12 protein-coding genes are annotated in these 12,613 nt (G+C 67.3%); 3 read left to right on the forward strand and 9 right to left on the reverse strand.

The window, feature by feature from the left end; translation table 11 throughout:
• Positions 1 to 21: 21 nt before the first annotated feature.
• The 9 genes from pncA to ACAM57_RS30795 all read right to left on the reverse strand — a co-directional run bounded on the left by pncA (position 22) and on the right by ACAM57_RS30795 (position 9,509).
• The gene (gene pncA, locus ACAM57_RS30755; protein WP_369660060.1) at positions 22 to 747 is read right to left on the reverse strand and encodes a bifunctional nicotinamidase/pyrazinamidase; all 726 of its coding nucleotides are present in this window, start codon (positions 745 to 747) and stop codon (positions 22 to 24) included.
• Positions 748 to 781: 34 nt separating this feature from the next.
• Positions 782 to 1,516 (reverse strand): ABC transporter ATP-binding protein, encoded by a 735-nt coding sequence (locus tag ACAM57_RS30760; RefSeq protein WP_369660061.1) that lies wholly within the window; start codon positions 1,514 to 1,516, stop codon positions 782 to 784.
• Entirely contained in the window at positions 1,513 to 2,313 is an 801-nt protein-coding gene (locus tag ACAM57_RS30765) for an ABC transporter ATP-binding protein (RefSeq protein ID WP_126022497.1), read from the reverse strand. The genes ACAM57_RS30760 and ACAM57_RS30765 overlap by 4 nt, the downstream gene beginning before the upstream one ends.
• Positions 2,310 to 4,250 (reverse strand): ABC transporter permease, encoded by a 1,941-nt coding sequence (locus ACAM57_RS30770; protein WP_369660062.1) that lies wholly within the window; start codon positions 4,248 to 4,250, stop codon positions 2,310 to 2,312. Before ACAM57_RS30770 ends, ACAM57_RS30765 begins: the two co-directional genes overlap by 4 nt.
• A 148-nt stretch (positions 4,251 to 4,398) precedes the next feature.
• Positions 4,399 to 5,604, reverse strand: coding sequence for an ABC transporter substrate-binding protein (locus ACAM57_RS30775; RefSeq protein WP_369660063.1), 1,206 nt, complete (start codon positions 5,602 to 5,604; stop codon positions 4,399 to 4,401).
• A gap of 79 nt (positions 5,605 to 5,683) precedes the next feature.
• Positions 5,684 to 6,268, reverse strand: coding sequence for an amino acid synthesis family protein (locus ACAM57_RS30780; protein ID WP_093206762.1), 585 nt, complete (start codon positions 6,266 to 6,268; stop codon positions 5,684 to 5,686).
• Positions 6,269 to 6,312: 44 nt separating this feature from the next.
• Positions 6,313 to 6,954: an amino acid synthesis family protein gene (locus ACAM57_RS30785; RefSeq protein ID WP_126022501.1), complete on the reverse strand. Its 642-nt coding sequence runs from the start codon at positions 6,952 to 6,954 to the stop codon at positions 6,313 to 6,315.
• A gap of 21 nt (positions 6,955 to 6,975) precedes the next feature.
• On the reverse strand, positions 6,976 to 7,893 hold the full coding sequence (locus ACAM57_RS30790) for a UPF0280 family protein (RefSeq protein ID WP_126022502.1): 918 nt from the start codon (positions 7,891 to 7,893) through the stop codon (positions 6,976 to 6,978).
• Positions 7,894 to 7,895: 2 nt separating this feature from the next.
• On the reverse strand, positions 7,896 to 9,509 hold the full coding sequence (locus tag ACAM57_RS30795; protein ID WP_369660064.1) for a 6-hydroxynicotinate reductase: 1,614 nt from the start codon (positions 9,507 to 9,509) through the stop codon (positions 7,896 to 7,898).
• A 323-nt stretch (positions 9,510 to 9,832) separates the two neighbouring features.
• Here ACAM57_RS30795 and ACAM57_RS30800 point away from each other — a divergent pair, with 323 nt between their 5' ends.
• From ACAM57_RS30800 to ACAM57_RS30810, 3 genes are all read left to right on the forward strand, one after another.
• Positions 9,833 to 10,606, forward strand: a complete 774-nt coding sequence (locus tag ACAM57_RS30800) for a ferredoxin--NADP reductase (protein ID WP_126022504.1) — start codon at positions 9,833 to 9,835, stop codon at positions 10,604 to 10,606.
• A gap of 106 nt (positions 10,607 to 10,712) precedes the next feature.
• Positions 10,713 to 11,459, forward strand: coding sequence for a TetR family transcriptional regulator (locus ACAM57_RS30805; RefSeq protein WP_126022505.1), 747 nt, complete (start codon positions 10,713 to 10,715; stop codon positions 11,457 to 11,459).
• On the forward strand, positions 11,414 to 12,613 hold the full coding sequence (locus ACAM57_RS30810; RefSeq protein WP_369660065.1) for an amidohydrolase family protein: 1,200 nt from the start codon (positions 11,414 to 11,416) through the stop codon (positions 12,611 to 12,613). The genes ACAM57_RS30805 and ACAM57_RS30810 overlap by 46 nt, the downstream gene beginning before the upstream one ends.

Below are 12,613 nucleotides of genomic sequence, written 5' to 3' on the forward strand. Positions count from 1 at the left end.
TTCTTCTTCACGGCGGCGCGCTCAGGCGGCCTGGATGTCGGCCGACTGGATGCGCTTGACGCCCTTGGCCGTCATCTGCTTCCAGGCCGCCGCCAGCGAGCCGTTGAGGTCGATGCCGCGCGTGGCGTCCTCGATCACGTAGGCCTCGAAGCCGGCCTTGCGCGCGTCCATCGCGGTCCAGGCCACGCAGAAGTCGGTGGCCAGGCCGGTGACGAACACGGTCTTGATGCCGCGCGCCTTCAGGTAGCCGGCGAGGCCCGTGGCCGTCTTGTGGTCGGCCTCCTCGAAGGCCGAGTAGCTGTCCATCTCCTTGTGGAAGCCCTTGCGGATGACGAGCTGCGCGGTGGGCACCTTCAGGTCCTTGCCGAGCGCGGCGTCGTCGGTGCCCTGCACGCAGTGGTCGGGCCACAGCACCTGCGTGCCGTAGCTGAGCTTGGTGGTCTCGAAGGGCTTCTTGCCGCTGTAGGTGCTGGCGAAAGATGCGTGGCCCGCCGTGTGCCAGTCCTGCGTGACCACGATGTTCTCGAACGCCGGCGCGAGCGCGTTGATCACCGGGATGACTTCGTTGCCGCCCTTCACCGCGAGCGTGCCGCCGTCGAGAAAGCAGTTCTGCACGTCGACCACGATCAGCGCCGCCTTGGCGCCGGGCTTGATCTTGCCGGCCGCGAAGACGTTGAAGCCGAGACTGCCGAGGCCGCTGGCCAGCCCGAGGCCGGCGGCGGATTTCACGAGGGTTCTGCGATGCATGGCGTGGACTCCGGTGGGTTGAAAGAAAGAAGGCTCAGACACTCAGATAGGCGCGGCGGACTTCGTCGTTGGCCGCAAGCTCGGCCATGGTGGCGTGATAGCGGATCTGCCCCTTCTCGAGCACATAGGCGCGGTCGGACACCAGCTCGGCGAAGTGCATGTTCTGCTCCGACAGCAGGATGCTCACGCCCTGCGCCTTGAGCTCCAGGATCATGTTGGCCATCTGCTCGACGATCACCGGCGCCACGCCTTCGGAAGGCTCGTCGAGCAGCACGAGATACGGGTTGCCCATCAGCGTGCGCGCCACGGTCAGCATCTGCTGCTCGCCGCCGCTCATGCGCCCGCCCGGGCGGTTGGGCATCTCGCCGAGGTTGGGGAAGAGCTTGAACAGGCGCTCGGGCGTCCACAGCGGCGCGTCGGTGCCGTCGGCCCAGCGGCGCGCCGGCTGCCTGCCGACTTCGAGGTTCTCCATCACCGTGAGGTCGGTGAACACGCGCCGGTCTTCGGGCACGAAGCCCAGGCCCAGGCGCGCCGCATGGTGCGGCTCGCTCTTCGAGATGTCGTGGCCCAGGAAGCGCACCGCGCCGCGGCGCTTGGTGAGCATGCCGATCAGCGCCTTGAGCGTGGTCGACTTGCCCGCGCCGTTGCGGCCCATGAGCGCGACCACTTCGCCGCGACGCACTTCGAGATCGACGTCGTAGAGGATCTGCGCGGCGCCGTACCAGGCGCACAGTGCCTTGGCCTGCAGGAGAGGTTCATGCGTGCTCATACTGCTTCTCCAATGGCTGCGGCCTTCTCGGCGATCTTCTTCTCGAATGTCTTGCCGGTGCCGAAGTACACCTCCTGCACCTTGGGATGGTCGCGGATCTCCAGCGGCTTGCCCTGGGCGATGAGGCGCCCGCGCGCCAGCACGATCATGCGGTCGGCGTACGCGAACACCACGTCCATGCTGTGCTCGGTGAAGAGCACGGCCATGCCGCGCTGGATGACGAGTTCCTTGGTCAGCGCCATGAGCGAGTTGCGCTCCTTGGGCGCCATGCCGGCGGTGGGCTCGTCCATCAGCAGCAGCTTGGGCGAGTTGGCCATTGCGATGGCGAGCTCGACGCGCTTCACGTCGCCGTATGCCAGCACGCTGCAGGGCCGGTCGGCCTGCGACTTCATGCCGACCTGGTCGAGCAGCGCCAGAGCCTCCTCGCGCTTGTGGTCGGCGGCACGGCGCCATGTGGAAAAGAGCTTGCGGTCGTGCGACAGCAGCGCCATCTGCACGTTCTCGACCACGGTGAGCGAGGCGAAGGTCTCGGCGATCTGGAAGGTGCGGCCCACGCCCATGCGCCAGATCTCGCGCGGCTTGCGGCCCACGAGTTCCTGGCCGTCGAGCGTGATGGAGCCCTGGTCGGCCTTCAGCTGGCCGTTGACCATGTTGAAGGTGGTCGACTTGCCGGCGCCGTTGGGCCCGATGAGCGCGAGCAGCTCGCCGGGCGGCAGCTCGAAGCTGATGCCGTCCACGGCCTTCACGCCGCCGAAGGACTTGCCGAGGTTCTCGACCTTGAGGAGCGTGTTGCTCATGCCTTCACCTCCTCGAGCTTGGCCTTGGCTTCGGTCTTTTCGGCTTCGCCTTCCTTCGGCGCGCGCCAGCGGTCCGCAAGCTGCTTGATGGAGCCCGCGATGCCCTGCGGGAACAGCAGCACCAGGATCAGGATGATGGCGCCGAGCATCGCGCGCCAGTAGTCTGTGTTGCGCGCCACGGTGTCGTGCAGCCAGGTGAAGGTGACGGCACCGACCACCGGGCCCGCGAGGGTCTGGATGCCGCCGAGCAGCACCATCACGAGGCCGTCGACCGACTTGCCGACCGACAGCGTCTCCGGTGAGATGCTGCCCTTGGAGAAGGCGAAGAGCGCACCCGCCAGGCCCGCCACGGTGCCCGCGATGATGAACGCCACCCACTGCATGCGCTTGACGTCGATGCCGATGGCGTCGGCGCGCAGCACCGAGTCGCGGCCCGCGCGCATCGCGTAGCCGAAGGGCGAGAACAGCACGCGCCGCAGCCACCACACGCCGAGGCCCACGAGCACCAGTGTGAGCCAGTAGTAGGCCTGCTTGTCGGAAAGCCACTCGGAAGGCCACACGCCGGTCAGGCCGTTGCTGCCGCCGGTGAAGCTGTCCCACTGGTAGGTGATGGCCCAGGTGATCTGCGCGAAGGCGAGCGTGAGCATCGCCAGGTACACACCCGACAGCCGCACCGCGAACCAGCCGTAGACGAAGGCGCCGAGCGCCGCCACCAGCGGCGCGACGATCAGCGCGAGTTCCATCGGCAGGTGCAGCGCGCGCACCAGCAGCGCCGCACCGTAGGCGCCGAGGCCGAAGTACGCCGCATGGCCGAAGGAATGCATGCCGGCCGGCCCCATGATGAAGTGCAGGCTGGTGGCGAAGAGGGCCGCGATCATCAGGTCGATCATCAGCACCGTGGTGTAGGGCGAGTTCACCGTCAGGAACGGCAGCACCGCCAGCACCAGCGCGAACGCGGCGGCCGCCACCACGTAGGCCCTGCCCGGGCGGCGCAGCGGTTCTTCCTGCATGCCCACGTAGCGGCTGGGTGCCTGCGGGCGGCCGAACAGGCCCCAGGGGCGCCACACCAGCACGATGGCCATCACGAGGAAATCGACCATCAGCGTGAGCTTGGAGAACGAGACGTCGATGCCGAAGATCTGCACCACGCCGAGCCAGATGCACACCGCCTTGATCTCGGCGATGAGCAGCGCGGCCATGTAGGCGCCGGGCAGCGAGCCCATGCCGCCGACCACCACGACCACGAAGGCGGCGCCGATGGTGTTCAGGTCCATCTCCAGCGTGGCGGGTTCGCGCGGCAACTGCAGCGCGCCGCCGAGGCCCGCGAGCAGCGCGCCGAGCGCGAACACTGCCGTGAAGAGCCAGGCCTGGTTGACGCCCAGCGCACTGACCATCTCGCGGTCCTGCGTGGCGGCGCGCACCAGCGTGCCGAAGCGCGTGCGGGTGAGCAGCAGCCACACGAGGCCGAGTACCACCGGGCCGATGACGATCAGGAACAGGTCATAGGAAGGGAACTGCCGCCCGAGGATCTCGACCGAGCCCCTGAGGCCGGGCGCGCGCGGACCGAGCAGTTCGTCGGGGCCCCAGAGCCACAGCACCGCGTCCTTGATGACGAGCACCAGCGCGAAGGTGGCCAGCAGTTGGAACAGCTCCGGCGCCTTGTAGATGCGGCGCAGCAGCAGCACCTCGATCAGCGCACCGAGCACGCCGACCGCCAGCGCGGCGATCAGCAGCGCAGGCCAGAAGCCCAGGCTCGAGCCCAGCTTGTCGACGAGAGTGTACGCGAGGTAGATGCCCACCATGAAGAACGATCCATGGGCGAAGTTGACGATGCGTGTCACGCCGAAGATCAACGAGAGACCGGCCGCCACGAAGAAGAGCGAGGACGCGCCGGCCAATCCGTTGAGCAACTGAACAACAAAACCTGAAAAACTCATCAAGGATCCTTTGCTCGCCCCCAGGCTTGCCCACTTCGTGTGGCCGCCCACCCCCTACCGGGGGCAATACCTGCGGCCCGGCGAAGCCGGTTCCGCGGTATTCCTGGAATGGTCCGCTTTGGTATAGGTGTCAGGGGTTGGCTTGCGCTCAGTCTGCCGGGCGCATCTTCTTCACTTCGTCATCCGACGGCTGGAACTTCGCGCCGTCGAGGTAGACGTAGTCGACCATCACGCCCTTGCCGCCGTCGTTCTTGGTCTTGCCCACGTACGCGCCCATGGTGGACTGGTTGTCCTGCGCGCGGTAGCTGATCTTGCCGAAGGGCGTGTCGACCTGCAGGCCCTTGAAGGCGGCCACGAGCTTCTCGGTGTCGGTGCCGCCGGCCTTCTTGATGCCGGCCGCGATCGAGTGGATGGCGCTGTAGCCGACCACCGAGCCCAGGCGCGGATAGTCCTTGAACTTGGCCTGGTAGGCATCGAGGAAGGCCTTGTGCTCGGGCGTCTTTACGCCGCTCCACGGGTAGCCGGTGACGATCCAGCCGTTGGGCGCCTCGTCCTTCAGCGGGTCGAGGTACTCGGGCTCGCCGGTCAGCACGCTCACCACCTCGCGGTCCTTGAAGAGGCCGCGCGTGTTGCCTTCGCGCACGAACTTGGAGAGGTCGGCGCCGAAGAGCACGTTGAAGATGGCATCGGGCTTGGCATCGGCCAGGGCCTGCACCACGCTGCCCGAGTCGACCTTGCCCAGCGGCGGCGCCTGCTCGGCGACGAACTCGACATCGGGCTGCGCGGCCTTCAGCAGCGTCTTGAAGGTGGCGACCGACGACTGGCCATATTCGTAGTTGGGATACACGAGCGCCCAGCGCTTCTTCTTGAGCTTGGCGGCCTCGGGCACCAGCATCGCGACCTGCATGTAGGTCGAGGGACGCAGGCGGTAGGTGTACTTGTTGCCGTTGCTCCAGACGATCTTGTCGGTGAGCGGCTCGGCGGCGAGGTAGAAGAACTTCTTCTGCTTGGCGAAGTCGGTCAGCGCCAGGCCGGTGTTCGACAGGAAGGCGCCGGCCAGCACGTCGATCTTCTCGCGCGAGATGAGCTCCTCGGCCACGCGCACGGCGTCGCCGGGGTTGGCGTTGTCGTCGCGACTGATGAGCTCGATCTTCTTGCCGTTGATGCCGCCCTTGGCGTTGATCTCGTCGACCGCGAGCTCCATGCCCTTCTTGTAGGGCTCGAGGAAGGCGGGCTGCGCCTTGTAGCTGTTGATTTCGCCGATCTTGATCACGCCCTGCGCGTGCGCGGGAACGAGGGCCGAAGCCAGCGTGACGACGGAAGCGGCGCAGAAAACATGGCGCAATGGATTCATCGAGAAGCTCCTAGGGGTTAAGGCAGAAAGAATTCGAGTTGTATGGGCGCGGGGCTCTGGCTGGACGATGCGGCGCGTCTCAGCGCAGTCCGTCCTCGCCCTTGATTTCGGAGACCTGCAGGCCCCCGATGCGCGGCAGCGGACGGCCGCTGTCGGTGACCGCCACCGCCACCACGATCTCGTTGGCGCGGGGCGCGTCGCTCACGCGGGCTTCCACCGCGTCGAAGTGGCTGCGCACGAAGGCGGCGTCCTTGTGGCCCAGCGGCACGTCGATGGCGGTGCCCAGCGTGCCCTGCTTCTTGGCCGAGGGCACGAGCGCGGCGCCCTTCTCCACTGCAACGCGCAGCGGCGCGCCCAGCTTGGGATGCAGGATGGCGGCGGCATGCTCGAGCTCGCCGCGCTCGCCGACGATGGCGGCCTTGCCGTAGCTCTGCGCCTGGCCGGGCTCGATGCCCAGCGCCTTCACGGCCTTCTGGCCCAGCAGCGCGCCGAGTTCCTCGCCGATGGCGATGAGCTCGTCGAGGTTCTCGCTGTAGCGGCCCGCGTAAGGGTTCTCGATGACGGCGATGGCGACGGCGCGGCGCGTGGGCGGCGTGATGTCCTTGCCCATTTCCTTGCGGGTTTCATCGACCTGAATGACGAGCTTGCGGATGTTGGCGGTCATGTTCTGTGTGTTCCTTGTCTTGTCTCTGTGCGGGTCTTCGCGGGTCAGCGCAGGCCGTCCCACTTGCTGATGTCTTTCGCGAGCAGCCCGCCCACGCGGGCATGGATGCGGTAGCCGGTGCTCATCGCGAGGATGAAGACGATCTCGTCGGCCGCAGGCGCGCCGGGCACGCGCACCTCGATGGCGTCGAACTGGCCGCGCACGTAGCTGGCGTTGATGTTGGTCAGCGGCACGTCGAGCGTGGCGCCGGGCGGGCCGACCTTCTTGGTCGAAGGCACGATCGAGAGCGCGTTGCCGGGCTGGCCGGTTTTTTCCTCGGCCTTGCCAGCGGTGTAGGCGGCGCGGCTGCCCTTCCAGCCGAGCAGTTCGCGCATCGCGTAGCCGCCGGGCACGTGCCACAGCGCGCCATGCTCCAGTTCGCCATCGGCGCCGACGATGGCGCCCTTGCCGTAGGTGGCGATCTGCTCGAGCGGCACGTCCATGGCGGCATGCAGCCGGTGCGCCATGTCGACGCCCACCGGGTCGAGCAGCGCCATCATCGGCAGGATGTCGGGCTCGTAGCGGCCCGCGAACGGATTGGTCAGCACCGCGCCGATGGCACCACGCACCAGCGGGGTGTCGGCGCGCGGTCCGAACTCGTGGTGGATGTGCTCGACCTGGGTGAAGACGCGGCGGATTTCGATCATGAAAAAGAACCTTGCTTTTCGTTAAGCAAATACTGAACCAACGGATTTCGGCGACTCTGCATCGAGCGCCTTCGAGCATAAGGGTTCGACAAGTCTCCACTGCCCCTGGCAAACGAGTAGAGCGGCCCATACGAGCCCTCCTTTTTGCAGGACCTTGGCGCATATCGCGCCCGTATCGAGTGCGCTGCGCACCTGCGCGGGGGCCAGCGCGGGCACGTCGACGGTGACGAGGGTGTCGCCGAGGTCGCTGTCGTCCTTGCACTCGCTCGCCGGGCGGCGCGCGATGGCCTCGTCGTCCACGTCGACGGCGTTGGCGATCACTGTCGCGGCGGCATCGGCCTGCGCTGCGGTGGCGGCCAGCACCGTCACGCTGTCGGCGATACCCAGCGAGAAACTGCGCCCGCGCCAGCCGCTGGTGGCGACGCCGCGCACGGGCTGGTCGGCGCGCAGCTCGAACTGGCCGTCGGTGGTGAGGACGCCGCCTTCGCCGGCCAGATGGCCGCGCAGGTCGAAGCGCGCGATGTCGGCGAACACGCCCACGCGCGCGGACTGCCCCGGCGCAAGATGCAGCGCGATGTCGCCGCCGTTGTTGATCCACGCGCGCTCCACGCCGGGGCGCTCGTAGAACGCGATGAGTTCCTGCGCAACCGAGCCGGCCACCGCCGCCATCGGCGTGATGAACATCGGCGAAAAAGCGGCGCAGGCATCCCACATGCGGCGTGCCACCACGTTGCGCGGGCGCATCTTGTCCACGACGGGCAGGCGCAGCAGCGGCAGCTCACGCACGAGCTCGTCGAGCACGTGGACGAAGCGCGCCCACGCCGCGTCGTGCGCGGCGGCCACGGCGTACGGGTCGCCATGCGCCTCGGCCACGATATCGATCGGGCCGTGGTTGAAATGCCAGCGACTCTTGTCGAGCGCTGTGCGTTGGGCGGACATGATCAGCCCAGCATCGGGGCGTGGCCCAGGGGCCACGGGTTGGCGTCGTCCACCGCGAGCCATTGGCGCGCGAGCGGTGCGCCGTCTTCCTGCCATGCACCGCGAGCGAGCGCCTGCTCGAGCGGAAAGATGTGTTCGACGTGGCCGCCGAGCGCCTCGTAGTCGTCTCGCCGCATGCTGAATTCGATGGGCGCGACGATGGCCGGCGTGGGCACGGTGCCGAAGCTGTTGTCGGGCATGCGCATGACGTCGGCCATCACCGTGATGCCGCCGCCGGGCCACACATAGGCCGGCGCGCCGCCGCAGGTGACGTTGACCAGCGCGCGCTTGATGGCGCGCGTGAGCAGCACAGGGTTCTCGGTGACGCCCGCGCGCAGGCTTCCGCCCGCACCGCCGAGGAACAGCACCGTGCACAGCGACGGTTCGCAGTTCTCGCCGATGCGGTCGACGATGCGCTTCACCTCGGGCGGCATCGGCTGCTCGACGGGCTTGAGCGCATCGTCGAGCACGTACCACTGCGCGTGCTCGCCGGTGGTCGACGTCATGAGCAGGCGCAGGCCGGGGCGGGCGACGCCCTCTTCCCAGCCTTCGATGATCGCGAGCGGATCGGCGATGTCGGTGCCGCCCCAGCCGTTGCCCGGGTTCGCCACCTGGAAGTAGCGCCCCGGCGTGGACTTGCGCCCCAGCATCTGGATGCCCGAGGGCGCCATGTCGAGGCAGCGGCCCGCCTGGTGCTCGGTGAGCACGCCGGTGATGTGGTCGTCGACCACGACCACCTCGTCGGCCACGCCGGCGAACTGGCGCGCGAAGATGCCGACCGCGGCCGAGCCGCAGCCCACGCGCATGCGCTGCTCTTCCACGCCGTTGACGATGGGCGCCTTGCCGGCCTGGATGACGAGGGTGGAGCCGCCGTCGATGGTGCACTCCACCGCCTTCTTGTTGCCCAGCAGCTGCATCAGCTCGGCCGTCATGCGACCTTCCTTCTTGCTGCCGCCGGTGAGGTGGTGCACGCCGCCCAGCGAGAGCATCTGCGAGCCGTATTCGGCGGTGGTGACGTGGCCCACGACCTCGCCGCGGTAGCGCACGTTGGCCTGCTCGGGGCCGAGGAAGCGGTCGGTGTCGATCTTCACCTTGAAGCTGCAGTAGCTGAAGATGCCTTCGGTGACGACGGTGACCATGTCCACGCCCTGGGCCTTGGAGGCCACGATGAAAGGGGCAGGCTTGTAGTCGGGATAGGTGGTGGAGGAGCCCACGCCGGTGACGAAGACTTCGTCGGCGTGCATCAGGTCGCCGTTCCAGTCGGGGCTGGCGGGGGCCTCTTCGGCGCCGGGCCGGTTGAAGGGCACCAGCGCGGGCTTCTCGCTCTCGACCGTGCGGCGCAGCAGCACCACGGGATCGACGCGCACCAGCACGCCCTCCTTGTTGGCGTAGCGGTCGCAGGCGCCGGTGCGGCCGTCGGAGATCTGGCAGAGCACCGGGCAGGCGTTGCACTCGACCTTGGCCGTGCTCATGCGCTCGTTGCGCAGCGGCGCCTTGCCGAAGGCGCTGCTGCCGGCTTCGGCCACCACGGGCATGTCCATGCCGGGGAGGCCATCTGTCTTGGTGTGTTCTGTCATCGGGGCGATCTCGTGGGCGTTCGGTGGTGAGCGAAAGGCAAATCCAGGCTGCCGGGGTTTGCAACAAACGTGCCGTCCGCCCGCTTGTGCATCGACTTTCGTTTGTGTAGCATTCCCTACACTTTCATGTTGCATTCACTACATCAAAGGTCAATGTAGCAAACGGGCCCGATGCTTGCAATGGTGTTTTCTCGCGGTGTTCATCGGGGTTTCTCCGACCAACGACAATGGAGGGTTCGGAGCCGGCCGGCGGCTTGCGCCCCAAAGGCGTGCACGCAGGCTCAGCCAACCTCCCCTGTTACCAACCAACTCTTGAGTTCCGTATGAGTGCATTCAGCGAAGAACGCGTCCTGAGCGTCCACCACTGGACCGATCGCCTGTTCACCTTCACCACCACGCGCGACCCGGCGCTTCGCTTCTCCAACGGTCATTTCACGATGATCGGCCTGAAGGTCAACAACAAGCCCCTGCTGCGCGCGTACAGCATCGTGAGCCCGAACTACGAGGAGCATCTCGAGTTCCTGAGCATCAAGGTGGAAGACGGCCCGCTGACCTCGCGCCTGCAGCACATCCAGGTGGGCGACACCATCATCGTGGGCCGCAAGCCCACCGGCACGCTGCTGATCGACTACACGCTGCCTGCCAAGCGCCTGTACCTCTTCGGCACCGGCACCGGCCTCGCACCGTTCATGAGCATCATCCGCGACCCGGACACCTACGAGAAGTTCGAGCAGGTCATCCTGGTGCATGGCGTGCGCCAGGTCGACGAACTGGCCTACCACGACCTCGTGACCGACCACCTGCCCAAGCACGAGTTCCTGGGCGAGATGATCGCCAAGCAGCTGCTGTACTACCCCACGGTCACGCGCGAGGAGTTCCGCAACCAGGGCCGCATCACCGACCTGATCGAGAGCAACAAGCTCACCGACGATCTGGGCCTGCCGCCGCTGAACGTCGAGGAAGACCGCGTCATGCTGTGCGGCAGCCCCGGCCTGCTGGTCGACCTGAAGCACATCCTGGAGGCTCGCGGCTTCAAGGAAGGCAACACGTCGACCCCCGGCGACTACGTCGTCGAGCGCGCCTTCGCAGAGAAATGAAAGCCCCCCGGCTTTTCCCTCGTGTAACTCCACCCCCCATGGGGGAGACGCGGTCCGCCTTGGGGCGGCCCGGCGGCGACCGCCTCGCCCTTCATTCCGGCCGCTGATGGAACGCAAGGCAGTCACCAAGCCGCAGCGCCGCACGGGCGTGCGCGAGGCGGCTGCCCAGGCCACGCGCGACAGCATCCTGAAGGCCGCGACCAAGGTCTTCGCCAGGTACGGCTACGACGGCGGCAGCGTGGAGAAGATTTCCAAGGCCGCGAAGTCGTACGACCGGATGATCTACTACTACTTCGGCAGCAAGGAAGGCCTCTTCATCGCAGTGCTCGAAGGCATCTACCAGCGCATGGACGACGCCGAGGCCGCCATCGCGCTCGACGCCTCGCGGCCGGTGGACGCGCTCACCGAAGTCATCCGCTTCGTGCTGGGCTATTACCGCAAGAATCCCGAGTTCGTCACGCTGCTGAACACCGAGAACCTGCACAAGGGCCGGCACATTTCGAAGTCGCTGCGCGCACGCGAATACTCGTCGCGCGCGGTGGCGATCATCGAGGAGATCCTGGCGAGCGGCGCCGCGCAGGGCCTGTTCCGCAAGGACCTGGTGGCGCGCGACATCTACCTGCTGATCGCCTCCACCGGCTACTTCTACACCTCCAACCGGCACACGCTCACCGCCTTCCTCGGCGAGCCGCTGGAGTCGCCCGAGGCGATCGCGCACTGGGAAGACTTCGTGATCGAGACCGTGCTGCGTACCGTGCGCGCGGACGAAGTGCAAGACAACACCCCACCCCACGAGGAAAACACGAAATGGCAGAAATCGCAGCCGGCGGCAAGTCGGGCAAGGTCGTCATAAGGAACATCGGGCTGCTGCTCTCGGGCGACATCGACAAGCCCATCCTCGATGCCGACACCATCGTCGTGAACGACGGCCTGATCGTCGCGATCGGCAAGGAAAAGGACTGCGACCTCGAAGGCGCCATCACCGTCATCGACGCGAAGAAGACCTGCGTGGCGCCCGGCCTGATCGACAGCCACGTGCACCCGGTGTTCGGCGACTGGACCCCGCGCCAGGGCCAGCTCGGCTGGATCGACTCCACCATGCACGGCGGCGTGACCACCATGATTTCCGCCGGAGAGGTGCACCTGCCCGGCCGCCCCAAGGACATCGTGGGCCTGAAGGCCCTGGCCATCACCGCGCAGCGCGCCTTCGACAACTTCCGCCCCGGCGGCGTGAAGGTGCTGGCAGGCGCGCCCGTCATCGAGAAGGGCATGGTCGAGAGCGACTTCAAGGAACTCGCCGAGGCCGGCGTGGGCCTGCTCGGCGAAGTGGGCCTGGGCTCGGTCAAGGCCGGCTACGAGGCCAAGGAGATGGTGGCCTGGGCGCGCAAGTACGGCATCCAGAGCACCATCCACACTGGCGGCCCGTCCATTCCCGGCTCGGGGCTGATCGACAAGGACGTGGTGCTCGAGGCCGACGCCGACGTCATCGGCCACATCAACGGCGGCCACACCTCGCTGCCCGAGGCGCACGTGTGCGAGCTCTGCGAGAAGAGCTCGCGCGCCATCGAGATCGTGCACAACGGCAACGAGAAGGTCGCCATCGCGGCGGCGAAGGCCGCGCTGGAGCTCAAGTGCCCGCACCGCGTGATCCTCGGCACCGACGGCCCCGCAGGCTCGGGCGTCCAGCCGCTGGGCATCCTGCGCATGGTGGCGATGCTGTCGTCCATCGCAAACATCCCGGCCGAGCTGGTGTTCTGCTTCGCGACGGGCAACACCGCGAAGATCCGCAAGCTCAACTGCGGCCTCGTCGAGGTGGGCCGTGCCGCCGACTTCGTCTTCATGGACCGCGCGCAACATTCGCCCGCGCCGGGCCTGCTCGAGAGCGTGCAGCTGGGCGACATCCCGGGCGTGGGCATGGTGATGATCGACGGCATCGTGCGCTGCGGCCGCAGCCGCAACACGCCGCCTGCGACAGAGATTCCGGTCGTCGTCTCAGGCGCGCACTGA

The sequence above is a fragment of the Variovorax sp. V15 genome, assembly GCF_041154425.1.
Lineage (GTDB): Bacteria > Pseudomonadota > Gammaproteobacteria > Burkholderiales > Burkholderiaceae_C > Variovorax > Variovorax guangxiensis.

Coding starts and splice junctions, on each gene's coding strand:
- ACAM57_RS30765 (WP_126022497.1), bottom strand. CDS start 2,313: ATGAGCAACACGCTCCTCAAGGTCGAGAACCTCGGCAAGTCCTTCGGC.
- ACAM57_RS30800 (WP_126022504.1), top strand. CDS start 9,833: ATGAGTGCATTCAGCGAAGAACGCGTCCTGAGCGTCCACCACTGGACC.
- ACAM57_RS30775 (WP_369660063.1), bottom strand. CDS start 5,604: ATGAATCCATTGCGCCATGTTTTCTGCGCCGCTTCCGTCGTCACGCTG.
- ACAM57_RS30810 (WP_369660065.1), top strand. CDS start 11,414: ATGGCAGAAATCGCAGCCGGCGGCAAGTCGGGCAAGGTCGTCATAAGG.
- ACAM57_RS30790 (WP_126022502.1), bottom strand. CDS start 7,893: ATGTCCGCCCAACGCACAGCGCTCGACAAGAGTCGCTGGCATTTCAAC.
- ACAM57_RS30805 (WP_126022505.1), top strand. CDS start 10,713: ATGGAACGCAAGGCAGTCACCAAGCCGCAGCGCCGCACGGGCGTGCGC.
- ACAM57_RS30785 (WP_126022501.1), bottom strand. CDS start 6,954: ATGATCGAAATCCGCCGCGTCTTCACCCAGGTCGAGCACATCCACCAC.
- ACAM57_RS30780 (WP_093206762.1), bottom strand. CDS start 6,268: ATGACCGCCAACATCCGCAAGCTCGTCATTCAGGTCGATGAAACCCGC.
- ACAM57_RS30770 (WP_369660062.1), bottom strand. CDS start 4,250: ATGAGTTTTTCAGGTTTTGTTGTTCAGTTGCTCAACGGATTGGCCGGC.
- ACAM57_RS30760 (WP_369660061.1), bottom strand. CDS start 1,516: ATGAGCACGCATGAACCTCTCCTGCAGGCCAAGGCACTGTGCGCCTGG.
- ACAM57_RS30795 (WP_369660064.1), bottom strand. CDS start 9,509: ATGACAGAACACACCAAGACAGATGGCCTCCCCGGCATGGACATGCCC.
- pncA (WP_369660060.1), bottom strand. CDS start 747: ATGCATCGCAGAACCCTCGTGAAATCCGCCGCCGGCCTCGGGCTGGCC.